This window comes from Pseudomonas sp. 11/12A, from assembly GCF_000800055.1.
In the GTDB taxonomy this organism is placed as follows: Bacteria; Pseudomonadota; Gammaproteobacteria; order Pseudomonadales; family Pseudomonadaceae; genus Aquipseudomonas; species Aquipseudomonas mohnii.
Genome location: NZ_JUGV01000001.1, coordinates 5205733 through 5229172 on the forward strand (window position 1 = coordinate 5205733; position 23440 = coordinate 5229172).

Annotated in this window: 24 protein-coding genes; 14 read left to right on the forward strand and 10 right to left on the reverse strand. The window is 60.8% G+C overall.

The annotated features are described in order from the left end of the window. The first annotated feature begins 102 nt into the window (after window positions 1-102). Window positions 103-1497: an argininosuccinate lyase gene (argH, locus tag GQ39_RS24000; RefSeq protein ID WP_047534921.1), complete on the forward strand. Its 1395-nt coding sequence runs from the start codon at window positions 103-105 to the stop codon at window positions 1495-1497. Between the two features lie 127 nt (window positions 1498-1624). On the opposite strand, the gene GQ39_RS24005 is transcribed toward argH, so the two are convergent. After that, on the reverse strand, window positions 1625-2284 hold the full coding sequence (locus GQ39_RS24005) for a glutathione S-transferase family protein (protein WP_047534923.1): 660 nt from the start codon (window positions 2282-2284) through the stop codon (window positions 1625-1627). Window positions 2285-2408: 124 nt separating this feature from the next. Between GQ39_RS24005 and GQ39_RS24010 the strand changes: the two genes are divergently transcribed. The 3 genes from GQ39_RS24010 (at window position 2409) to GQ39_RS24020 (ending at window position 6222) form a co-directional block, all read left to right on the forward strand. Then, entirely contained in the window at window positions 2409-2693 is a 285-nt protein-coding gene (locus tag GQ39_RS24010; protein WP_047534926.1) for a hypothetical protein, read from the forward strand. Window positions 2694-2937: 244 nt separating this feature from the next. Then, a complete protein-coding gene (locus GQ39_RS24015) occupies window positions 2938-3183 on the forward strand; it encodes a TIGR02647 family protein (protein ID WP_047534928.1) in 246 nt (81 codons plus the stop codon). 192 nt (window positions 3184-3375) lie between these two features. After that, window positions 3376-6222, forward strand: a complete 2847-nt coding sequence (locus tag GQ39_RS24020; protein WP_047534933.1) for a class I adenylate cyclase — start codon at window positions 3376-3378, stop codon at window positions 6220-6222. Window positions 6223-6229: 7 nt separating this feature from the next. On the opposite strand, the gene rnk is transcribed toward GQ39_RS24020, so the two are convergent. The 3 genes from rnk to cyaY all read right to left on the reverse strand — a co-directional run bounded on the left by rnk (window position 6230) and on the right by cyaY (window position 7410). Then, a complete protein-coding gene (rnk, locus tag GQ39_RS24025) occupies window positions 6230-6640 on the reverse strand; it encodes a nucleoside diphosphate kinase regulator (protein ID WP_047534936.1) in 411 nt (136 codons plus the stop codon). 217 nt (window positions 6641-6857) lie between these two features. Continuing rightward, entirely contained in the window at window positions 6858-7073 is a 216-nt protein-coding gene (locus tag GQ39_RS31815; RefSeq protein WP_081997964.1) for a DUF1289 domain-containing protein, read from the reverse strand. Between the two features lie 4 nt (window positions 7074-7077). After that, window positions 7078-7410 (reverse strand): iron donor protein CyaY, encoded by a 333-nt coding sequence (cyaY, locus tag GQ39_RS24030; protein ID WP_047534939.1) that lies wholly within the window; start codon window positions 7408-7410, stop codon window positions 7078-7080. 301 nt (window positions 7411-7711) lie between these two features. Here cyaY and lptM point away from each other — a divergent pair, with 301 nt between their 5' ends. From lptM to GQ39_RS24060, 6 genes are read left to right on the forward strand one after another with little or no spacing between them, the layout of a single operon-like run. Beyond that, the gene (lptM, locus tag GQ39_RS31825; RefSeq protein ID WP_047534942.1) at window positions 7712-7885 is read left to right on the forward strand and encodes an LPS translocon maturation chaperone LptM; all 174 of its coding nucleotides are present in this window, start codon (window positions 7712-7714) and stop codon (window positions 7883-7885) included. 9 nt (window positions 7886-7894) lie between these two features. After that, on the forward strand, window positions 7895-9142 hold the full coding sequence (gene lysA, locus GQ39_RS24040) for a diaminopimelate decarboxylase (protein ID WP_047534945.1): 1248 nt from the start codon (window positions 7895-7897) through the stop codon (window positions 9140-9142). 4 nt (window positions 9143-9146) lie between these two features. Beyond that, a complete protein-coding gene (gene dapF, locus GQ39_RS24045; RefSeq protein ID WP_047534948.1) occupies window positions 9147-9977 on the forward strand; it encodes a diaminopimelate epimerase in 831 nt (276 codons plus the stop codon). A gap of 13 nt (window positions 9978-9990) precedes the next feature. After that, complete coding sequence (locus tag GQ39_RS24050) at window positions 9991-10716, forward strand: DUF484 family protein (protein ID WP_047534951.1); 726 nt, start codon at window positions 9991-9993, stop codon at window positions 10714-10716. Between the two features lie 2 nt (window positions 10717-10718). Then, window positions 10719-11618 (forward strand): tyrosine recombinase XerC, encoded by a 900-nt coding sequence (gene xerC / locus GQ39_RS24055; RefSeq protein WP_047534953.1) that lies wholly within the window; start codon window positions 10719-10721, stop codon window positions 11616-11618. Beyond that, a complete protein-coding gene (locus tag GQ39_RS24060) occupies window positions 11615-12322 on the forward strand; it encodes an HAD family hydrolase (protein WP_047534954.1) in 708 nt (235 codons plus the stop codon). The genes xerC and GQ39_RS24060 overlap by 4 nt, the downstream gene beginning before the upstream one ends. A gap of 179 nt (window positions 12323-12501) precedes the next feature. On the opposite strand, the gene sutA is transcribed toward GQ39_RS24060, so the two are convergent. The 4 genes from sutA to glnK form a co-directional block, all read right to left on the reverse strand. Beyond that, entirely contained in the window at window positions 12502-12825 is a 324-nt protein-coding gene (gene sutA, locus GQ39_RS24065; RefSeq protein ID WP_007980816.1) for a transcriptional regulator SutA, read from the reverse strand. A 101-nt stretch (window positions 12826-12926) separates the two neighbouring features. After that, on the reverse strand, window positions 12927-13352 hold the full coding sequence (locus tag GQ39_RS24070; RefSeq protein WP_047534955.1) for a secondary thiamine-phosphate synthase enzyme YjbQ: 426 nt from the start codon (window positions 13350-13352) through the stop codon (window positions 12927-12929). Between the two features lie 215 nt (window positions 13353-13567). Continuing rightward, complete coding sequence (locus tag GQ39_RS24075) at window positions 13568-14905, reverse strand: ammonium transporter (protein ID WP_047534956.1); 1338 nt, start codon at window positions 14903-14905, stop codon at window positions 13568-13570. Window positions 14906-14940: 35 nt separating this feature from the next. Continuing rightward, window positions 14941-15279, reverse strand: coding sequence for a P-II family nitrogen regulator (gene glnK / locus GQ39_RS24080; RefSeq protein ID WP_002555808.1), 339 nt, complete (start codon window positions 15277-15279; stop codon window positions 14941-14943). Window positions 15280-15697: 418 nt separating this feature from the next. Here glnK and GQ39_RS24085 point away from each other — a divergent pair, with 418 nt between their 5' ends. The 3 genes from GQ39_RS24085 (at window position 15698) to GQ39_RS24095 (ending at window position 18633) form a co-directional block, all read left to right on the forward strand. Further along, a complete protein-coding gene (locus GQ39_RS24085; protein WP_047535037.1) occupies window positions 15698-15958 on the forward strand; it encodes an accessory factor UbiK family protein in 261 nt (86 codons plus the stop codon). Between the two features lie 449 nt (window positions 15959-16407). Then, a complete protein-coding gene (locus GQ39_RS24090) occupies window positions 16408-16935 on the forward strand; it encodes a BRO-N domain-containing protein (protein ID WP_047535040.1) in 528 nt (175 codons plus the stop codon). 204 nt (window positions 16936-17139) lie between these two features. Continuing rightward, window positions 17140-18633: a YifB family Mg chelatase-like AAA ATPase gene (locus GQ39_RS24095; RefSeq protein ID WP_047535043.1), complete on the forward strand. Its 1494-nt coding sequence runs from the start codon at window positions 17140-17142 to the stop codon at window positions 18631-18633. Window positions 18634-18667: 34 nt separating this feature from the next. Here GQ39_RS24095 and GQ39_RS24100 read toward each other — a convergent pair whose 3' ends face one another. Both GQ39_RS24100 and GQ39_RS24105 read right to left on the reverse strand, forming a co-directional pair. Then, window positions 18668-20644: a methyl-accepting chemotaxis protein gene (locus tag GQ39_RS24100; RefSeq protein WP_047535045.1), complete on the reverse strand. Its 1977-nt coding sequence runs from the start codon at window positions 20642-20644 to the stop codon at window positions 18668-18670. A gap of 185 nt (window positions 20645-20829) precedes the next feature. Beyond that, window positions 20830-21750: a LysR substrate-binding domain-containing protein gene (locus GQ39_RS24105; RefSeq protein WP_047535047.1), complete on the reverse strand. Its 921-nt coding sequence runs from the start codon at window positions 21748-21750 to the stop codon at window positions 20830-20832. 158 nt (window positions 21751-21908) lie between these two features. On the opposite strand from GQ39_RS24105, the gene GQ39_RS24110 reads away from it, so the two are divergent. Then, the gene (locus GQ39_RS24110; protein ID WP_047539141.1) at window positions 21909-23306 is read left to right on the forward strand and encodes a NorM family multidrug efflux MATE transporter; all 1398 of its coding nucleotides are present in this window, start codon (window positions 21909-21911) and stop codon (window positions 23304-23306) included. The last annotated feature ends 134 nt before the right edge of the window (window positions 23307-23440 follow it).

Genomic DNA, 23440 nt, shown 5'->3' on the forward strand with positions numbered 1-23440 from the left:
GAAAAAAACCAGGCGACCAGTGTCAGCGACAGCAATGGCAACCCTGTTATTATCCGCGCCAGCTTTCAACGCCATCTTTCTTCAGCCGATACGAGCGAATTCATGAGCACTGACAAGACCAATCAGTCCTGGGGCGGCCGCTTCAGTGAACCCGTCGACGCCTTCGTCGCCCGCTTCACCGCCTCCGTCACCTTCGACCAGCGCCTGTATCGCCACGACATCATGGGCTCGATCGCCCACGCCACCATGCTGGCCAAGGTCGGCGTGCTCACCGATGCCGAGCGCGACAGCATCATCGATGGATTGAAGACCATCCAGGGTGAAATCGAGGCCGGCCAGTTCGACTGGCGCATCGACCTCGAAGACGTGCACATGAACATCGAGGCGCGCCTGACCGACCGCATCGGCGTGACCGGCAAAAAGCTGCACACCGGACGCAGCCGTAACGATCAGGTTGCCACCGACATCCGCCTGTGGCTGCGTGACGAAATCGACCTGATTCTGGGCGAAATCACCCGCCTGCAAAAAGGCTTGCTGGAACAGGCCGAGCGCGAAGCGGGCAGCATCATGCCCGGCTTCACCCACCTGCAAACCGCACAGCCCGTCACCTTCGGGCACCACATGCTGGCCTGGTTCGAAATGCTCAGCCGCGATTACGAGCGTCTGGTCGACTGCCGCAAGCGTACCAACCGCATGCCGTTGGGCAGCGCCGCGCTGGCCGGCACGACGTACCCGATCGACCGTGAATACACTGCCCAATTGCTGGGTTTCGACGCGGTGGGCGGCAACTCGCTGGACAACGTGTCCGATCGTGACTTCGCTATCGAATTCTGCTCGGCCGCCAGCATCGCGATGATGCACCTGTCGCGCTTCTCCGAAGAACTGGTGCTGTGGACCAGTGCACAATTCCAGTTCATCGATCTGCCAGACCGTTTCTGCACCGGCAGTTCGATCATGCCGCAAAAGAAAAACCCGGACGTGCCGGAACTGGTGCGTGGCAAGAGCGGCCGCGTCTTCGGTGCATTGATGGGCCTGCTGACCTTGATGAAGGGCCAGCCCCTGGCCTACAACAAGGACAACCAGGAAGACAAGGAACCGCTGTTCGACGCCGCCGACACCCTGCGCGACTCGCTGCGGGCTTTCGCCGACATGATTCCGGCGATCAAACCCAAGCACGCGATGATGCGCGAAGCGGCATTGCGTGGTTTCTCCACCGCCACCGACCTGGCCGATTACCTGGTACGTCGTGGCCTGCCGTTCCGTGACTGCCATGAAATCGTTGGCCATGCGGTGAAATACGGCGTGGAAAGCGGCAAGGACCTGGCGGAAATGAGCCTGGAAGAACTGCGCAAGTTCAGCGACCAGATCGATCAGGACGTATTCGCCGTACTGACCCTGGAAGGCTCGGTCAACGCCCGTAATCACATCGGCGGCACAGCACCGGCGCAGGTGAAGGCAGCCGTGGTTCGCGGCCAGGCGTTGCTCGCCAGCCGCTAAATCGCCAAAAGCATCGCGAGCAGGCTCGCTCCCACATTGATCGGCGGCAGACACAAAATTTGTGTCTGCCGCATACCTCCTGTGGGAGCGAGCCTGCTCGCGATGCGATCGTAAGAGCGCTACAAAACTACTTCCTGGACGCGACCATCGCCATAAACGCTGGCATCGCCGCGTCCTTGTCCGCCGCGATCCGTTGCACATTCGGATTCTGCTCCAGACGCTCCAGCAGCGCCTTGGCCTGCGGCACTTCAGCCAACAGATCAATCCCGAACAGTTTGTGCGCCACGCCACACGCCAGCGGCACGCTGTACAGGAAATACAAATCCGCCACGCTCAAGCTGTCGCCCGCTACATAAGGGGCGAATTTGCCGTGCCGGCCCAGGGCCGCCATTCCCAGCAGCAACTCGGCTTTGGTCTTTTCCTTGATTGCGTCGGGCACGGTCATGCCGAAAAACGCTTCGGCAAAACAGGCGCGCGCCGGCAGTTCGATGTACAACTCGATTTCCTTGGCCAGCGCCAACACTTGTGCGCGCTCGAATGGACCGCTCGGCAGCAGGGGCCTGCCTTGCTGGCTCTGCTCGATGTATTCGAGAATCACGGCGGTTTCGTTAATGAAGCCCTGCTCGACTTGCAACACCGGCACCTTGCCGCGCGGACTGATGGCCAGCGCCTCAGGGCTGGTGCCGCCGTAAAACGGCAGTTCTTCGAACGCCAGGCCTTTTTCCAGCAACGCCAGTTTGACCATGTTGTAGTAGTTGCTGACGGAAAATCCATAAAGCTTGATCATCACAGAGCCTCCAGGCCGTGCGGGGTGGGCAGTGCGTGTTTATAGATCGCTCGTGGCTTTCTCGCCAGCAGCATCACGCGGCTGAATGCGGGTAAACTGGCCGCCTTAACTTGAGGAGCCTGCTATGAGCGAGCCAACAGACATCGATAGCGACGAAGAAGAATTCACCGAAAACACCCTGATCGAAGCCATCGAAAACCAGATCGAAAGCGATAATCCGCCGGCAGCCAAGGCGACCTTCAACAAGCTGACGCTGGTGGGTTACGAGAAGGAAGAAATTCTCAACCTGATGGCTCATGTTTTGGCCGTGGAAATCGACGCAATCCTCGAAGAAGACCGCGCGTTCAACACCGAATGGTACGAAGCGGCACTGCGCGCGCTGCCCGAGTTGCCCCCGGAAAAGAAATAACCCCTTCCCCCTGCAGGAGCGAGCTCGCGAAAAACCCGAGAGCACCGCGGGCGTCAGGTTTCCAGCGTCATCGTTGACGACCATCGTCGGAACGCCGCCCTGAGCAAGCCCGCTCCTGCAAGCCACTGAAAACGGGGAATGCTCACCATGATGAAAAAACCCTGTCGCGAGGGCTGGACATGCCGCACGAGTGGGATCACCTTAGGGGCGCTGTCGTCTAATTCCTAGAAAGTCTGGAGTCCTTATGTCGCTTACCCCTGAGCTGGTTGCCGAACTGGAAATCCTCGCACTCTTCAACCTGGACAGTTCCCAGGAAGGTTTGAAAATTCATCAAACCGCTGCCCCCAAAGCCATTGCCGCTGCCCGACGCCTGTTTGAAAAAGAACTGATCGACCAACCCGATGGCGGTTACCTGACCAGCCTGGGTCGTGATGCCGCGCAAAACATACAAACCGTTCTGACCATCCTGCGCGTCCGGGAAACAGCCTGAATTACACCGTATCGCCCACGGAAACCTCCACCACGGGATTTCCGCGGGCAAACTTTTCCCGGCCGTCGCCACGCGATAAAAATCTGACGCCAGAAATACAAAATCAGCTTAAACGCCCTGGGGCCGAGGCGCTAAACTGCCCCTCATCCCGAGAGCCCCACATCCGAACCCTGTGAGCCGGTTTGAGCTGACATGACCCGTACCCATGAAATCCGCCCCGATCTGGACGAGGGAATCGACCGCAAGGTTCTCAGCCAACTGCGCGCGCGGTTTCTGAAGCTCAATGAGGGCCGCATGGCTCGCGCCATGGAGGGGTTGTCGACCCGCCAGCAAGGGGTGCTCAACCTTCTTCCGCTGTTTTTTCACGTCAATCATCCGCTGTTGCCGGGTTACGTTTCCGGCAGCACACCGGCCGGGCTGTCGAATTTCGAGCCGGATGCCAATGCCCTGGCCGAAGCTCAACGCCTGACCCGCTCGTTTTCCTATAAGCCGCGCCACGGTAGCAATCCGCCGCGCCCGATTCACGGCCTGTTCCTGATGGGCAGCCTCGGCACGCTGGCTCAGGCCGATCAGAGCGATATGGACGTGTGGGTCTGTCACAGTCCGGATTTGAACGAGCAAGAACTCGCCGAGCTGCGCAAGAAATGCCAATTGCTGGAAGCCTGGGCCGACAGCCAGGGGGCCGAAGCACACTTTTTCCTGATCGACCCGGTTCGCTTCGTACGCGGCGAGCGCGATACCCAATTGAGTTCGGAAGACTGTGGCACCACCCAACACTACTTGCTGCTGGACGAGTTTTACCGCACCGCGATCTGGCTGGCCGGACGCACACCGATCTGGTGGCTGGTACCGGTCTATGAAGAGGCGGGTTACGACCGCTATACCCACACGCTGATTTCCAAACGCTTCATCCGCGCAGACGAAACCCTCGACCTGGGGCACCTGGCCTATATTCCGCCCGGCGAATTTATCGGTGCCGGACTCTGGCAACTGTTCAAGGGCATCGAGTCGCCCTACAAATCGGTGCTCAAGCTGCTGCTGACTGAGGTTTACGCCAGCGAACACCCCAGGGTCCAGTGCCTGAGCCTGCGCTTCAAGCAGGCCGTGTTCGCCAATCGGCTCGACCTCGATGAGCTGGACCCGTACGTCGTGGTTTATCGGCGCATCGAGGAATACCTTATCGCCCGCAACGAGCCCGAGCGCCTGGAAGTGGTGCGTCGCGCGCTGTACCTGAAGGTCAATCGCAAACTCACCGGCAGCAGCGGTCGAACCCAGGGCTGGCAACGTTCGCTGCTGGAACGGCTGGCCCACGAATGGCAATGGGACCCACGGCAATTGGCGCTGCTCGACAGCCGCAGTCAGTGGAAAGTCCGCCAGGTCGACTCGGAGCGCCGGGCACTGATCAACGAGCTGAACTACAGCTACCGCTTCCTGACCCAATTTGCCCGTAACGACCAAACCGCCAGCCTGATCAACAAACGCGATCTCAGCGTGCTGGGCCGACGTCTGTATGCCGCCTTCGAGCGCAAGGCAGGCAAGGTCGAATTCATCAACCCGGGCATCGCGCCTGACCTGGCTGAAGACACCCTGACGCTGGTGTACGCATCGAGCAAAAAGGGGTCGGAGCCAAGCCAGTGGGGTTTGTATAACGGCAGCCTGGCCGCCCTTGAGTGGGAACACTTCGCCCCGATCAAGCGCAGCCGTCAATTGCTTGAACTGCTGACCTGGTGCCACCGCAACGGCGTGATCGACAGCAGCACCCGTCTGGCCCTGCATCCCGGAAGCAGCGACCTGAGCGAGTTCGAACTGTTCAACCTGCTGGGCAGTCTGCAACAGAGCATTCGCCTGCCGCTACAGACCGTCGCCGAAGAACCGTTGCTGCGCGCCAGCGTGCCCAGCGAGGTGCTGATCCTGGTGAACGTCGGCGTCGACCCGCTCAAGCACCATCGCGACCTGAACATCCTGATGACCACCGAGCGCACCGACTCCCTGAGCTATGCCGGCGTCAGGGAAAACCTGGTGCTGACCCTGGATCAAGTCACGCTCAATAGCTGGAACGAAGTCCTGGTCAATCGCTTCGACGGACCTCACGCCCTGCTCGACTGCCTGCGCGACTACCTCAACAATCTGCCCAACGGACCGCAGCAGCCCCGGTTGCGAGTACAGTGCTTCTGCCACAACCGCGCGCAATTCATCGCCCAGCGCGTCGAAGAAATCCTCGACACGGCGCAGAACCTGCTGCTTAGCAACCTCAATTACCGCTACATGATTCAGGTCCAGCAGCAATACCACGTACTTGAGCTGATACCCGGCCAAGTCAATCACGTCGCCCTGGCCTCATTGCCTGCGCTGTTCGATTACCTGAGCGAAGACCTGGCCAGCTACAGCCCGCTGCACCTCGATCACAAGGCCCTGGAAGACCACAACCTGGCGCTGCTCTTGCCCATGGGGCAGCCCGACTGCATCCAGGTGTTCTACCGGGTCAACGAAGACCAGGCCGATCTGTACGTACTCGATGAATTCAATGCCTTGTGGCACCAGCGCTTGCCGTGGCACGACGAACAAAGCCTCCTGATGCCGCTGCAACGGTTCCTCCAGTCGATCCTGTACCGGCGCGACACCTTGCTACCGATGGACGCGGCCCACCCCCCGAGCCTGGACACCCTGTATTACCGGCTGCTGCCTTCCGGTGCGGGGCGGGCGCGCAGGGTCGAACCCCGACCGGCACCGCAAACCGCCGCCAACAAACCGTTCTATGACGTACAGGCGATCGTCGGCAAAGCGGTACCGGGCAAGGTCCAGGTCACGTTGTATTGCAATCAGCGGGAGTTTTCAGAGCTGGAGCATGGCGACCAACTGTTCAGCGTGGTCGCCCGGGAAATCATCGAACAGCGCAGCGAAACCGAGCGCTATCGCTGCTACATCACCGACCTTGACCTGACAGGCCTGCTCGGTGATGGGCAGAGTTCAAGCAATATGTATCTACGTTACAAGGCCGACCTGGAGCACGCACTGAACGAGGCGCTCGAACAGGCCTGACAGGTTGTCACTCAGGGAAGGCGCCGCCATTGGCTGGCTGCGATTCGACTTCCAGCAGGGTCAGTTTCAGGGTCTTGCCACCCGGCGCTGGCCAATCGATGTGCTGACCAACCTTGAGGCCGAGCAGCGCACTGCCCACGGGCGCCAGGATGGAAATCCGGCCTTCGTCGGCGTTGGCATCCTTCGGATAAACCAGGGTCAGGTGATAATCCTTGCCACTGCTCTCTTCACGGCAGTGCACGCGGGAATTCATGGTCACGACATCGGCCGGCACTTCTTCGTGACTGACCAATGTATCGGCGCGATCCAGCTCGGTTTGCAGCGCGATAACGCCCGGCAGCGTGTCATCCAGGCTGTCGATCAGACGCTCCAGACGCTGTACGTCCAGACGGGTAAGGGTGATGGAAGGTGCGGTCATGATCAGGGCAGACTCCTTTCTTCTGCACGAAAAAAGCAAAACCCCGCCAGAAACAGGCGGGGTTTTCACAAGCCTCGATGAGTTGAGGCGTACCCGGACACTAACACAGCTCAAAAAATATACAAGCCAGAACCGGACAGCGCGCAACCCTGCAAGCGCCGGCTTGCCGGCGATAAGATCTGAAGGGGCACGACCGCCATCGCTGTCAGGCCAGCGCCTATAGAGACCGGCGTTTCAGAGCCTGTTCGCAAATCACCCGGCGCCGCTCGTCATCCGCCGAGCGCCATTCGCGGATGTCTTCGACGTGGCGGAAACAGCCGAGGCAGACTTTCTGCTCATCCAGCCGGCACACGCCACTGCACGGCGATGGCACCGCCGGGCTGATATTGCTGTAGAGCGGCTTGGGCGGACGTACCGGCGCAGACTGTGTCACGGTATTACAGACCTTCGAAATCGAGTTCGACGTCAGCCTGGGCCTTGACGATGCGCTCGAGCATCTCGCCCAGTTGCTCTTCGCTCTTGTCGCACATCCAGCGATCGCTCTCTTCGTCGTAATCGAAGTGGAAGCCACCGGACACCGCTGCGAGCCACAACTGCCGCAACGGTTCTTGTCGACTGAAGATCAACTGAGTTCCGTTCACGAACTTGACGGTGAGCACACCGGCCGAGCTTTCCAGATCGATATCCAGGTCGCTGTCGTCAAAGATGTCCTCCAACGTTTGTTGGGTGGCATCGACCAGGTCATGGAAACGCGCTTCGGACAAACTCATTACGGCAACCTCAAAAAGTGTCTGATCAGGCTCAAGCGCCGCAAGATACGACCGAGGCCTCTCGATTGCAAAGAATAACACCCGGCAACCCCAATCTATGGGAGCGAGCCTGCTCGCGATGACGCTGCCACATTATGGTCAACAGAAACACCGCTATCGCCAGCAGGCTCACTCCCGCAAGGATTGCATGATACCGACGGCATCGAGCCGAGGCCCGCCGGACGGGAGCCCCGTCGCATAGGCAAGCCGCCGGGCGGCCGGTATACTCCGGCGCAATTAATGCATTTTCAAGGATTTCGCCATGAAGCGCCTGATCTCTTCCCTTGCTGCGCTCCTCGCGGTTGCCTGCCTTGTGTCGGCCTGCGGTCAAAAAGGCCCGCTGTACCTGCCCGACGAAGACCAGGACCCTGCAGCACAGGCCCAGTCCTCGCAAAAGCCTGCCTCCAAGGCGCACAAGCACGACGTCTACCAATAAGGGAACCTCATGGACGCTTTTAACTACCGTGACGGTGAACTGTTCGCGGAAGGTGTTGCCCTGTCTGCTATCGCCGAACGCTTTGGTACACCGACTTACGTTTACTCCCGTGCCCACATCGAAGCCCAGTACCTGGCCTACGCCGATGCACTGGCGGGCATGCCACACCTGGTCTGCTTCGCGGTCAAGGCCAACTCCAACCTGGGTGTACTGAATGTCCTGGCGCGTCTGGGCGCCGGTTTCGACATCGTTTCCCGTGGCGAGCTGGAACGCGTACTGGCTGCCGGCGGCAGCGCCGACAAGATCGTGTTCTCCGGTGTCGGCAAGACCCGTGACGACATGCGTCGTGCCCTGGAAGTCGGCGTGCACTGCTTCAACGTCGAGTCCACCGACGAGCTGGAACGCCTGCAAGTGGTGGCCGCCGAACTGGGTGTTCGTGCGCCGATTTCGCTGCGCGTGAATCCGGATGTCGATGCCGGCACTCACCCGTACATTTCCACCGGTCTCAAAGAGAACAAGTTCGGCATCGCCATTGCCGACGCCGAAGACGTGTATGTGCGCGCCGCGCAGCTGCCAAACCTGGAAGTGGTCGGCGTCGACTGCCATATCGGCTCGCAACTGACCACCCTGCCGCCCTTCATCGACGCCCTCGACCGCCTGCTGGGCCTGGTCGACCGCCTCGGCGATTGCGGCATTTACCTGCGCCACATCGATCTCGGTGGCGGCCTGGGCGTGCGTTATCGCGATGAAGAGCCGCCATTGGCTGCCGACTACATCAAGGCCGTGCGTGAACGCCTTGACGGTCGCGACCTGGCGCTGGTGTTCGAACCGGGCCGTTTCATCGTGGCCAATGCCGGCGTGCTGCTGACGCAGGTCGAGTACCTCAAGCACACCGAACACAAGGATTTCGCCATCGTCGATGCGGCCATGAACGACCTGATCCGCCCGGCGCTGTATCAGGCCTGGATGGACGTGACAGCCGTGCGCCCGCGCAACACGGCCGGTCGCGCCTACGACATCGTCGGCCCGATCTGCGAGACCGGCGACTTCCTGGCCAAGGATCGTCAATTGGCCCTGGAAGAAGGCGATCTGCTGGCTGTGCATTCGGCTGGCGCCTACGGGTTTGTCATGAGCTCCAACTACAACACCCGTGGCCGTGCCGCTGAAGTGTTGGTGGACGGTGATCAGGCGTTTGAAGTGCGTCGCCGTGAAACGGTAGCCGAGTTGTTTGCTGGCGAAAGCCTGCTGCCGGAGTAAAACCATGCTGCTGCGTTTTACCAAAATGCACGGCCTGGGCAACGACTTCATGGTCCTCGACCTGGTCAGCCAGCACGCGCATATTCTGCCCAAGCACGCCAAGCTTTGGGGTGACCGACACACCGGTATCGGTTTCGACCAGCTGCTGATCGTCGAAGCGCCAAGCAACCCGGACGTGGACTTCCGTTATCGGATCTTCAACTCCGACGGCTCTGAAGTGGAACAGTGCGGCAATGGTGCGCGCTGTTTCGCCCGCTTCGTGCTCGACAAGCGCCTGACCGCAAAACGGCAGATCCGTGTCGAAACCAAAAGTGGCATCATCGAGCTGGACGTGCGCAGCGACGGGCAGATTGGCGTGAACATGGGCGCCCCGCGCCTGGTGCCCGCCGACATCCCGTTCCAGGCACCCGAGCAGGCCCTGAGCTATCAGGTCGACGTCGATGGCACCCCGGTAGAACTGGCCGCCGTGTCCATGGGCAATCCCCATGCGGTTCTGCGGGTCAGCGATATCAACAACGCACCGGTCCATGAATTGGGGCCGAAAATTGAACATCACCCGCGCTTTCCGGCACGGGTCAATGTCGGTTTTCTCCAGGTCATCGACCGGGGCCGCGCGCAGCTGCGTGTCTGGGAGCGTGGCGCCGGGGAAACCCAGGCCTGCGGTACCGGCGCCTGCGCCGCCGCAGTGGCCGCGATCAGCCAGGGGTGGATGGATTCGCCGCTATTGATCGACCTGCCTGGCGGGCGCCTGTCCATTGAATGGGCAGGCCCTGGCCACCCGGTCTTGATGACCGGCCCGGCAGTACGTGTATATGAAGGACAAGTGCGTCTTTGAGTGAGCCAAAGCCATGACCGATAAGCCTCAGGTACCCGCCCGACAGTCCGACGAATCCCCGTCCGAGAGCCTGGAGGCGGCGGCAATTGCCGCGTACCTGGAGGCTCATCCGGACTTCTTCGTCCAGCATGAAGAACTGCTGCCGGCCTTGCGCATTCCCCACCGACGCGGCGACACCGTTTCGCTGGTCGAGCGCCAGATGACCCTCCTGCGTGACCGCAACATCGAGTTGCGGCACCGTCTCTCGCACTTGATGGACGTGGCCCGCGACAACGACCGGTTGTTCGACAAGACCCGCCGCCTGATCCTCGCGCTGATGGATGCCGCCAGCCTGGAAGACGTGGTGATGTCTGTCGAAGACAGCCTGCGCCAGGACTTCCAGGTGCCCTTTGTCAGCCTCATCCTGCTTGGCGACAACGCCATGCCGGTCGGCCGCTGGGTGACTCATGCCGAGGCACAAGTGGCCATTGGCGGCTTGTTGCAGGAAGACAAAAGCGTCAGCGGCAGCCTGCGCGAGCACGAGCTGGACTTCCTGTTCGGCGAAGAGCAGCGCAAGCAGATCGGTTCCACCGCCGTCGTCGCCATCAGCCATCAGGGCATCCACGGCATCCTGGCCATCGCCAGCCGTGATCCGCAGCATTACAAAAGCTCGGTGGGCACCCTGTTCCTGAGTTACATCGCCGAAGTCTTGGGCCGCGTGCTGCCACGGGTCAACAACTCCCTGCGCTCGGTACGCTGAACATGGAACGGCAACTGGACGCTTATTGCGAACACCTGCGCAGTGAGCGACAGGTGTCGCCGCACACGCTTTCGGCCTATCGTCGCGACCTCGACAAGGTGCTGGGCTGGTGCGTCAAACAGAACATTGGCAGCTGGGCGGCGCTGGACATCCAGCGTCTGCGTAGCCTGATCGCTCGCCTGCATGCCCAGGGCCAGTCTTCCCGCAGCCTGGCGCGGCTCTTGTCGGCGGTACGTGGCCTCTATCACTACCTGAACCGCGAAGGCCTGTGCGACCACGACCCGGCCAACGGCCTGGCGCCGCCCAAGGGCGAACGCCGCCTGCCGAAAACCCTCGACACTGACCGCGCGCTGCAATTGCTTGAAGGGGGTGTGGAGGATGATTTTCTGGCACGCCGCGATCAGGCGATACTTGAGCTGTTCTACTCTTCCGGATTGCGCCTGTCGGAGCTGACCGGACTGAATCTCGATCAGCTTGATTTGGCGGATGGCATGATCCAGGTGCTCGGCAAGGGCAGCAAAACCCGCCTGTTGCCGGTGGGCAAAATGGCGCGCGAGGCATTGGAGCTCTGGTTGCCGTTACGGGCATTGGCCAATCCGGTGGACGACGCGGTGTTTGTCAGCCAGCAAGGCCGGCGACTGGGCCCACGGGCGATTCAGCTACGGGTAAAAGCCGCTGGCGAACGGGAGCTCGGGCAAAACCTGCACCCGCACATGTTGCGCCACTCCTTCGCCAGCCACTTGCTGGAGTCCTCCCAGGACCTGCGGGCGGTGCAGGAACTGCTCGGCCATTCGGACATCAAGACCACGCAGATTTATACCCACCTGGACTTCCAGCACCTGGCCACGGTCTACGACAGTGCTCATCCACGGGCCAAACGCATTAAAGGCGATGATTCATGACTCTCCAACTGATCACCTTCGACCTCGACGACACCCTCTGGGACACCGCTCCGGTGATCGTCAGCGCCGAAGCCATATTGCGTGAATGGCTGGCTGAACACGCACCGAATCTGGGCGCGGTACCGGTGGAACACTTGTGGGCCATTCGCGAACGCATCCTGAGCATCGAACCTAACCTCAAGCACCGCATCAGCGCCCTGCGCCGCCGGGTGCTGTTCCAGGCGCTGGAAGAAGCCGGCTACGCCCATACGGAAGCGTCCGACCTGGCCGATCAGAGTTTCGAGGTGTTTCTGCACGCCCGGCATCAGCTGGAAATCTTCCCCGAAGTGCAACCGACCCTGGAAGTGCTGGCCAACCATTACACCCTCGGCGTGGTGACCAACGGCAATGCCGATGTGCGGCGCCTGGGGCTGGCGGATTATTTCAAGTTCGCGTTATGCGCCGAAGACATCGGCATCGCCAAACCTGACTCTCGATTGTTCCATGAGGCGCTGCAGCGTGGTGGCGCCACTGCCGAGACCGCGGTGCATATCGGTGACCACCCAGGCGATGACATTGCCGGTGCCCAGCAAGCGGGGCTGCGGGCGATCTGGTTCAACCCGGCCGGCAAGGACTGGGAAGCCGACCGGTTGCCGGATGCCGAGATTCGCAGCCTGACCGAGTTGCCGGCGTTGCTGGCGAGTTGGAACAAGACCTCGAACTGACAAGAAAACCTGTGCGAGCTTGCGATGAGGGCGCAACATTCAAAATAAGGTTGCCTGACACTCCGCCATCGCGAGCAAGCTCGCGCCTACAGGGATCACCACCGTTTTCATCTTTTTTGTTTCAGGCATGAAAAAGCCCGCAGCGACGGCGGGCTTTTTCAGCAAGCAAGGAATCAGGCTTAGATAGGCCGGCTGCCGTACTTGTTATCAGGCTTCTTGGGAGGATCGGCGACCACATTGGCCTCCACTTCCTGCACCTTGCCGCCACGAGCCAGGAACTCTTCCATGGCCTTGGCCAGGGCGTCGCGTTCCTTGTTCTTGGCTTCGACACTTGGCAACTCATCGACCGATACCGCTGCCTTGGCTTTGCCTTTGGCGGTCGGAACCGGCGCATCACCGCCGTCATCTTCAGCGACATCTTCCGCCGCCGCTTCCAGACCTTCTTCGGTTTCGTCGTCGTCGCCTACTTCGAGGTCGTCGTTTTCCAGATCATCGTCGCTCATGTTCTACCTCATGACTTGCGAAAAGCAGATTAGTTATAGCCCAGCTTTGCCCTCTGTCGAAGGCTGCCGGAAAAAAATCAACAGCCGCTGGTGACCAGCGGTTATGCCCCTTCACCGTGCACGGTGGCGAGGACTTTACGAGCACCGCCGTGATCACGGTGCTCGCCCAGATAAACGCCTTGCCAGGTCCCTAACGCCAATCGGCCTGCCGATATCGGCAGACTGAGCTGACAGCCAAGCACACTGGCCTTGAAGTGCGCCGGGAGGTCGTCCAGGCCTTCGTCGTTATGCTCATAGCCGTCTGCTCCTTGTGGGATCAGACGATTGAAAAACCGTTCGAAGTCGCGACGTACCGCCGGATCGGCGTTCTCGTTGATGGTCAACGACGCCGAGGTATGCTGTAGCCACAAATGCAGCAGACCAACCCGGCACGCCCTGAGTTCAGGCAAGCCGGCGAGTAACTCGTCCGTTACCAGATGAAAGCCCCGGGGCCTCGCCCGCAGAGTAATCAGAGTCTGTTGCCACATACAGTTCTCCGCACGTTCGGGGCGCATTCTAGCGCGCTCTGGGAAAAAACAAAGGCCCTAATATTCCTTCAATCCTGTAAGCCATCGGCGGCACAAAAACCCGCGTCGCAAACAGTGCAAAAGCTGTCAGAAAAAACCTTTCAGCGCTTCCCTTAACGACAAAATCCGGACAAAAAAATGCCCGGCAAGCCGGGCAAGTTTTCTCATGCGCGTGCTTACAAGTTGTAGCCGCGTTCGTTGTGAAGCGCCAGATCGATACCGACGGCTTCTTCTTCCTCGGTGACACGCAGACCCATGACGGCATCCAGTACCTTGAGAATGATGAAGGTGACGATCGCGGTGTAGATCACCGTGAAGCCCACGCCTTTGCATTGAATCCAGACTTGTGCGGCGATGTCGGTGACGGTACCGAAGCCACCCAGGGACGGTGCAGCGAAAACACCGGTCAGAATTGCACCGAGGATACCGCCGATACCGTGCACGCCGAAGGCGTCCAGGGAATCGTCATAGCCGAGTTTGCGTTTCAGGGTCGTGGCGCAGAAGAAGCACACCACGCCTGCTGCCAGGCCGATCACCAGAGCGCCCATAGGGCCTACGGTGCCGGCCGCCGGAGTGATGGCCACCAGACCTGCAACCACACCCGAAGCGATGCCCAGTGCGCTTGGTTTGCCGTGGGTGATCCACTCGGCGAACATCCAGCCCAATGCAGCAGCGGCGGTTGCGATCTGGGTCACCAGCATCGCCATGCCGGCAGTACCGTTGGCCGCCGCGGCGGAACCGGCGTTGAAACCGAACCAGCCGACCCACAGCATCGCCGCACCCATCAGGGTATAGCCAAGGTTGTGCGGCGCCATTGGGGTGGTCGGGAAGCCTTTACGCTTGCCCAGCACCAGGCAGGCAATCAGACCGGCCACACCGGCGTTGATGTGCACCACGGTGCCACCAGCGAAGTCCAGCACGCCCCAGTCCCACAGCAGGCCGCCGTTGCCGGACCAGACCATGTGCGCGATCGGCGCGTAGACCAGCGTGAACCAGACGCCCATGAAAACCAGCATCGCGGAGAACTTCATCCGCTCGGCGAAGGCACCGACGATCAGCGCCGGGGTGATGATGGCGAAGGTCATCTGGAAGGTGACGAACACCGCCTCAGGGAACAGAGCCGCAGGGCCGGTCAGGCTGGCAGGGGTGATGCCGGCGAGGAACGCCTTGCCCATGCCGCCAAAGAACGAGTTGAAGTTGATGACGCCTTGTTCCATGCCGGTGGTGTCGAACGCGATGCTGTAGCCATAAATGACCCACAGGACGCTGATCAGACCGGTAATGGCGAAGCACTGCATCATCACGGAAAGAATGTTTTTCGACCGAACCATGCCGCCGTAGAACAGCGCGAGGCCGGGAATGGTCATGAACAGCACGAGGGCTGTCGAGGTCAACATCCAGGCGGTATCGCCGGAGTTGAGGACTGGAGTCGCCACCGGATCTGCCGCCATGGCCAGGCCGGGCATTACGATGGACAACAGGGCTCCTAGCCCTGCGAATTTACGCAGAGTCATATTGTTTTCTCCTGGGGCGTTGGGTTTGTGGCGGCTTAGATTGCGTCGGTATCGGTTTCGCCGGTACGGATGCGAATCGCCTGTTCCAGATTGACCACGAAGATCTTGCCGTCACCGATCTTGCCGGTGTTGGCGGCCTTGGTTATCGCCTCGATAACCCGGTCGAGATCCTTGTCGTCAATGGCGACATCAATCTTCACCTTTGGCAGGAAATCGACCACATACTCCGCGCCACGATACAGCTCGGTGTGACCCTTCTGCCGACCGAAGCCTTTGACTTCAGTGACGGTAATGCCCTGCACGCCGATCTCGGACAACGACTCGCGCACATCGTCCAACTTGAACGGCTTGATGATGGCAGTGACTAGCTTCATGAAAACTCTCTCCCGAATTGGTGGACTTGCCCCAGGAAAACAAACCCGTCTCAAGTCTAAGCGCAGTGCCTGGCTTTGTAACGCATCGTCGACCTTACTTGCCCGTCCGACGCCAGCTACCCGCTCCTCACGAAACACTTCCCGTGCTCCGCTTGGCGCACTGCATTCGTCACAGCGACTGCATCAGTGCATGGGTCACTACCGTCTAAGCAGAAAGCTTGCCATCTCCACAAAACGTACTGTTTTCAAGCCTTTACCAGCAGATGGCAGCGACTTCGCAACAACACCGCACGCGTTACGCACAACAACGGTGCGATGCCGTCCGTCCCCATGCGCGAAAAGCGTGCATCCTTTGCCCGCGAAATGACTATAGACACTGCGTGATACACTGCCGGCCATTGTTATCAGGACCTTTCCCATGCTCGCGCCCAAAGACTTCCTCGACGCCCTGACGGGCACCGCCTCCCGTCTCTTCAGCGGCGACACCCCATTGCCGAAAAGCGAAATCGAAAGCCAGTTCAAGGCCCTGCTGCAAAGCGGCTTCAGCAAACTGGATCTGGTGAGCCGGGAAGAGTTTGATAGCCAGATGGTCGTGCTGGCGCGGACGCGGGCACGGTTGGAGGCACTTGAGACGAAGGTCGCGGAACTGGAAGCGAAACTGAATCCACCTGCCGAGTAACACCGCTATTACCCTGTGAAATGCGATCCCCGGTGGGAGCGGGCTTGCCCGCGAATGGGGTCGCCTCGGTCTACCGGCCTTCCCACGCTGGGCAGACCACCCTGCAGGATTCGCCACAGGCTGAGATCTTTTGATCCACAGCCCCGCCACCCTCTCGGCAACGTCCTACAGAAATCTCACCGCCGTCCGATTGCGTCGCAAAGCCTCCAGTTTCTAAGCTCATCCCCAGCTGAATGTTCAGCTTTGGGTTTGGCGACCTGGAAAGCTTAAGGAACACGACGTCCATCCGATGGCAGGTTTAACTGCCACATCGAGTCATGGCGGTTGTGCGTGGGAGACCCTTGGGTCTGCCGGGTTCCTTTTGCTCCGGTTCGCCAACCCGCGTACAACTGCCACCCAATTGTTTGGCGACAATTTCCGGCAGCCCTTAAGCAAAAGGAGCTGTATCAATGAATCAAAACGACACTTGTTTGATCCCCCACGTCTTCACCCGCCACAAACTCCACCTGCACGCCCTACTCCTGCAAAACCAACCCTGGTTCAGCGCCCGCGACCTGGGCCGATTACTACGCATCTACCTCAACGACCGCCAACTCCGAAAACTCGATCCCGACCAATACCAAACCACCAAAATCCTGATCTACGGCCGAATCGAAGACACCCTGCTGATCAGCGAATCCGGCGTATACGCCATACTCGTCTACCACTACTGCCCCGAATACCGAGCCTTGCGTGAATGGCTCACCCACGAAGTCGTCCCTGCCCTACGAGACGCCCAACACCCCACCACAACCGAACGTCCACAACTGAGCCTGCTCAACTGGCCGCAAATGTCGTTGAGCTTGCTGCACTGGAACAACCAGCCCTGGATTCGGTTGCAGGATGTGCCGCAGATGCTGCCCGACCAAGAAGGACCACAACGTGCGCTGGGCGACTCGTGGTGGAGACGCGCTTCGCGGGTGCTGCAACTGCGTTGAGCCCCACTATCAACATGACGCAGAAATAGCCGAATGCTAGAGAACCTGTGGCGAGGGAGCGTGCTCCCTCGCCACAGGGGTGGCTGTCGGGTGCGCAACATCCTGCGAAAGTTTGTTGCCCGGGTCATCACACCGAAACGCCTTCCCACAACTACCCTTCAAAAACCCGCAGGAAGCGGCCCCCGTACAACTCAAGGAACGACCATGTCCCTCTCCATCGTCCACAGCCGCGCCCAGATTGGCGTGGATGCCCCCGCCGTCACCGTCGAAGTCCATCTGGCCAATGGCTTGCCGTCGCTGACCATGGTCGGCCTGCCTGAGGCGGCCGTGAAGGAGAGCAAGGATCGGGTGCGCAGTGCGATCATCAATTCGGGGCTGCAGTTTCCGGCGCGGCGCATCACCTTGAATCTGGCACCGGCGGATTTGCCCAAGGATGGCGGACGGTTCGATCTGGCGATTGCCCTGGGGATTCTTTCGGCCAGCGTGCAGGTGCCGACGTTGACGCTCGATGACGTGGAATGTCTGGGTGAGCTGGCCCTGTCAGGCGCAGTGCGTGCGGTGCGGGGCGTGTTGCCGGCGGCACTGGCCGCGCGCAAGGCCGGGCGTTCGTTGATGGTGCCGAGCGCGAATGCCGAGGAGGCGTGCCTGGCGTCGGGGTTGAAGGTGATTGCAGTGGATCATCTGCTGCAGGCCGTGGCGCATTTCAATGGACACACGCCGGTAGAACCCTATGTCTCCGATGGATTGATCCACGCCAGCAAACCCTACCCCGACCTGAACGAAGTGCAGGGCCAGCAAGCCGCCAAACGGGCGTTGCTGATTGCTGCAGCCGGCGCGCATAACCTGCTGTTCAGCGGACCTCCGGGAACGGGCAAGACGCTTCTGGCGAGTCGCCTGCCAGGGCTGTTGCCGCCCCTGGCCGAGTGCGAAGCACTGGAAGTGGCGGCGATTCAGTCAGTCACCAGTTGCGTCCCGTTGAGTCATTGGCCGCAGCGCCCCTTCCGACAACCGCACCACTCGGCTTCAGGCCCGGCGCTGGTCGGTGGCGGCTCGAAACCGCAGCCTGGTGAAATTACCCTCGCCCACCACGGTGTTTTATTTCTCGATGAGCTTCCGGAGTTCGACCGCAAAGTACTGGAGGTTTTGAGGGAGCCTCTGGAGTCGGGCCATATCGTGATTTCCCGGGCGAAGGATCGCGTGCGATTCCCGGCACGTTTTCAGCTGGTGGCGGCAATGAATCCGTGCCCCTGTGGATATCTTGGCGAACCCACTGGCCGCTGCTCCTGCACGCCGGACATGGTTCAGCGCTATCGCAACAAACTGTCCGGGCCCTTGCTGGATCGGATCGATTTGCACCTGACGGTTGCGCGGGAGGCCACGGCGCTGAACCCGACGGTGAAACCCGGAGAGGACAGCGCCAGCGCGGCGGAGCTGGTCGCTAAAGCCCGTGAACGACAACAAAAGCGTCAAGGGTGCGCCAACGCCTTTCTCGATTTGCCGGGGCTGCGCCGGCACTGCACGTTATCCACAGTCGATGAGACCTGGCTGGAAACGGCCTGTGAAAGGCTGACCCTGTCGCTGCGCTCGGCGCATCGGCTGCTGAAGGTGGCGCGAACCTTGGCAGATCTGGAGCAGGTCGACAGGATCAGGCGTGAGCATCTGGCGGAAGCATTGCAGTATCGGCCGGCGACGCAATAAGTGCCGACGCCGCATCGACTATTTCAAAAGCACCTCAACGAAACCGGTCAACCTCGGCACGCAAGTCTGCCGCCAGCTTTTCCAGCTCTTTGGCAGTGACCGCCAGGTTCGACACCACTTCACGCTGCTCGCTATTCGCCAGGGCAATGCTTTGCAAGTTGCTGCTGAGCAAGGTCGCGGTGCTGCTCTGCTCCTGGGTCGCCGTGGTGATCGCGGCGAATTGCTGGCCAGCCGAACGGCTTTGCTCGTCGATACGCGCCAGTGCGGAGGCGACATTGGCATTGCGCGACAAGCCTTCCTGCATCAGCACATTACCCTGCTCCATGGTGCTGATGGCGTTGCCCGTTTCCTGCTGGATGCTCTGGATCATCACGGAAATCTCGTCCGTGGCCTGACGGGTGCGCGAAGCCAGGTTGCGCACCTCATCGGCCACCACGGCAAAGCCACGCCCCTGCTCACCGGCACGCGCCGCTTCGATCGCAGCATTAAGCGCCAACAAGTTGGTTTGTTCGGCGATCGAGGTGATGACGCCAACGATGCCGCCGATTTCCTGGGAGCGCTGGCCCAAGGTGTTGATTACCGTCGCGGTGCTGTTCAGTGCACCGGCGATGTGCTCCAGGGACGAGGAAGCTTCGTCCATCGACGTGCGACCGATCCGGGTTTGCTGGGCGTTTTCCTGGGCCAGGCGCTGGGTGCTGCCCATGTTGTCGGCAATGTTCAGGGAGGTGGCGCTGAACTCTTCCACGGCCCCGGCCATGCTGGTGATCTCGCCCGATTGCTGCTCCATCCCTTCATAGGCACCGCCAGACAAACCGGACAAGGCCTGGGCGCGGCTGTTGACCTCCATCGAGGCGTTGCGAATGTGCTCGACCATGGTCGACAACGCTTGACTCATTTGGTTAAACGCACGAGCCAACTGGCCGATTTCATCGTTGCTCGACACGCTTAGACGCACGCTCAAATCACCGGCGCCCAAGGCTTCGGCCTGACGCACCAGATCCCCCAGCGGCGCCAGTTTGCTGCGCAACAGCCACACCGCCGCGCCAACCGCCAGCAACATCGCCAACAGACTGCCAATAGCCAACTGGATACCGACGCTCCAGGTCACGGCGCTGATTTCGGTTTTCGGCATGCTCGCCACCACCGACCACGGCCCGCCTTCAAACGGCACGGCGATGCTGTAGAAGTCTTCGGACTTGTCGCTCCAGAACCGGCCTTTGCCCGGCGTCTTGACCAGCGCCACGACGGCCGGCACGGCCTGATCCAGCGCTTGCACACCGGCAATCGGTACCAGCCATTTGTTCTGCTCGTCCAACAGTGCCAGTGAACCGGTCTGGCCGATGCGGAAACGCTTGAGGTTTTCGAACTGCGCGTTCTGCGCGTCGGTGTAATCGAAGCCCACGAACAGCACGGCAATCACCTTGCCCGTGCTGTCCCGTACCGGGGTGTATTGCGTCATGTAGGAGCGATCGAACAGCAACGCACGCCCGACATAGCCCTGCCCCGCGATCAGGCGTGCGTAGGCCGGGTGAGCATGATCAAGCAGGGTGCCGATGGCCCGGCTGCCGTCCTGTTTGCTCAGGGATGTACTGACCCGGATAAAGTCTTCGCCGCTGCGCACGAACACTGTCGCCACGCCAGCGGTCATCTGCTTGAACTCATCCACTTCCTTGAAGTTGTTGTTCAGCACTTCGCTGCCCAGATGCAGCCCCGGGGTCTGCGTGCCCGCAACCGTTACCGGCTCATCAGGGTGCACGCTCAAGCCAGCACTGAAACGCTTTTCGAACAGGCCCGCCAGGCGCTGGGTGCTTTCACGCAATGTACCGTGGAAGGTGCTCAACTGATCGGCCAATAACCGGGCTTCGCTCGCCAGATGCTCTTCGCGGGTGGCCAGGTTGGCGGTGTTCAGCGAACGCAGGGCGAACAAGGTACTTGCGCTGATGACAGTCACCAGAATCACAGCGAGCGCAAGACCCAACTGCGAGGCGATCCGGGCACGAGGTTGAGGCATGACGGCTCCTGGCCGAGCGCCCGGATCATCCTGATCGCAACGCACACTCAGCAAAATTTCTGATAATGGGGAAAGCGTCGAACCTGCACGAAGGTCCCACTTGCAGATTTTCGGCGGAGGGAGGGAATACTTGAGTAAAAAACCGGGATATTGCTTAAGGCCGCCATTGCGGCGGCTCTATCGTTTCAGCTCAAGTGCTCGACTTCCGGCAATTCCATGGCCCGGACTTCACTTTGCAGGAAATCGCTGAGCCGACGCATGCGCTCGCCACCGGGACGGGTTTTCGGCCAGACCAGGTAATAACGCTCGCCGCTGGCGACCGCCGTCGGCCATGGCAGGCTCAAGCGTCCCTGCGCCACATCCTCCGCCACCATCAGCAGATCCCCCATGGACACGCCGTAGCCGCGGGCGGCCGCGATCATGCCCAGTTCCAGCGTATCGAACACCTGCCCCCCCTTGAGTGACACTTGATCGGCCAGGCCCATGCGCTCCAGCCAGTTACGCCAGTCGCGCCGGTCCGGTGTCGGGTGCAGCAACTCGGTGTTCGCCAGGCGCACCGCGTCCCAGGGCTGATCGCTCGGCAGGTTGGGCGCGCCCACCGGGATCAGTTCCTCGGGAAACAGGTCACTCGCCTCCCAATCCGGCGGGAAGTGCCCGTTGCTCAGCAACACGGCACAGTCGAATGGCTCGTCGTTGAAATCCACCGAATCGATATCCATCCAGGCGCTGGTCAATTGCACCTCGTTGCCCGGTTGCAAATGGCGGAAGCGACTCAGGCGCGCCAGCAACCAGCGCATGGTCAGGGTCGACGGGGCTTTCATGCGCAGGATGTCGTCCTCGGCGCGCAGGGTGTTACAGGCACGCTCCAGTGCGGTGAACCCCTCGCGGATGCCCGGCAACAGCAAGCGAGCCGATTCGGTCAGTTGCAGATGGCGACCACTGCGATGAAACAGGCGGCAGGCAAAGTGCTCTTCGAGCGTACGAATGTGCCGGCTGACCGCACTCTGGGTGATCGACAGTTCTTCAGCCGCTCGCGTGAACGAACTGTGCCGCGCCGCAGCTTCGAATGCGCGCAAGGCATACAAGGGAGGAAGGCGACGTGACATTGGGAAAGCTCCTACAGCGGGATTAGGCCACCCTAGCAGAAACTCTCCAGCATGAGTTTTAATCATGCCACCCATCCTTTTTATCCCTTTGTGTAATCCGTGCAGAGCGTCGAGAATCGACGCTTTCCTGTCCTCTTTGATAAACGAGCGTGATGACCATGCAGCATCCAGCGCGTATTGAACTCTGGGCCATCCTGCGGCTGGCGGGGCCGTTGATTGCCTCGCAGTTGGCGCACATGTTGATGGTCCTCACCGACACCTTGATGATGGCGCGCCTGAGTCCCGAGGCATTGGCCGGTGGTGGACTCGGCGCGGCGACCTATTCGTTCGTGTCGATTTTTTGCATCGGCGTCATTGCTGCGGTCGGCACCCTGGTGGCGATCCGTCAGGGTGCCGGCGATATCCTCGGCGCGACCCGGTTGACCCAGGCCGGATTGTGGCTGGCGTGGCTGATGGCGCTGGTCGCCGGTTTGCTGCTGTGGAATCTGAAACCGGTGCTGCTGCTGTTCGGCCAGGCTGAGATCAACGTCCAGTCGGCGGGTCAGTTTCTGATCTTTCTGCCATTCGCCCTGCCCGGCTACCTGAGCTTCATGGCCCTGCGTGGTTTCACCAGCGCCATCGGCCGGGCCACGCCAGTGATGGTGATCAGCCTGGGCGGTACGGTGGCGAACTTCCTGCTCAACTACGCCCTGATTACCGGCATGTTCGGCCTGCCGAAACTGGGGCTGATGGGTATTGGCCTGGTCACGGCGATTGTCGCCAACCTCATGGCCCTGGCATTGGCGCTGCACATTCGTCGGCATCCGGCTTACGACGCCTATCCGCTACGTCATGGCCTGCTGCGGCTCAACCGGCCGTACCTGAAAGAGCTGTGGCGTCTGGGCCTGCCGATTGGCGGCACCTACGCAGTGGAGGTCGGGTTGTTTGCCTTCGCGGCGCTGTGCATGGGCACCATGGGCAGCACGCCATTGGCAGCACACCAGATCGCACTGCAGATCGTTTCGGTGGCGTTCATGGTGCCGGCGGGGATTTCCTACGCGATCACCATGCGCATCGGCCAGCACTACGGCGCCGGGCAACTGCCCGATGCACGACTGGCTGGCCGGGTCGGCCTCGCTTTCGGTGCCGCGGCGATGCTGTGTTTTGCGATGGTGTTCTGGCTGTTGCCGAACCAGTTGGTGGGGCTGTTTCTTGACCACAACGACCCGGCGTTTCGCGACGTCATCCACCTGGCGGTGAGCCTGTTGGCGGTGGCGGCGTGGTTCGAGCTGTTCGACGGGACGCAAACCATCGCCATGGGCTGCATTCGTGGCCTCAAGGACGCCAAGACCACGTTCCTGGTTGGTCTGGCTTGCTATTGGCTAATCGGCGCGCCAGCCGCCTGGTGGATGGCGTTCGACTTGCAATGGGGGCCGACGGGCGTCTGGTGGGGCCTGGCGCTGGGCCTGGCGTGTTCGGCGGTGAGCCTGACACTGGCGTTCGAGTGGAAGATGAAGCGCATGATTCGGCGGGACACACCATCAGAGCAGCGCTTCGGGGTTGCTCAGACCGACTGAGATCCCTTGTAGGAGCGAGCTTGCTCGCGATAAACCTGAGAACGCCGCGGTGCACCTGCGAACCAGCGTTATCGTTGTCGATCATCGCGAGCAAGCTCGCTCCTACAGGGCTCCGTGGCAGCCGATTATTCGCG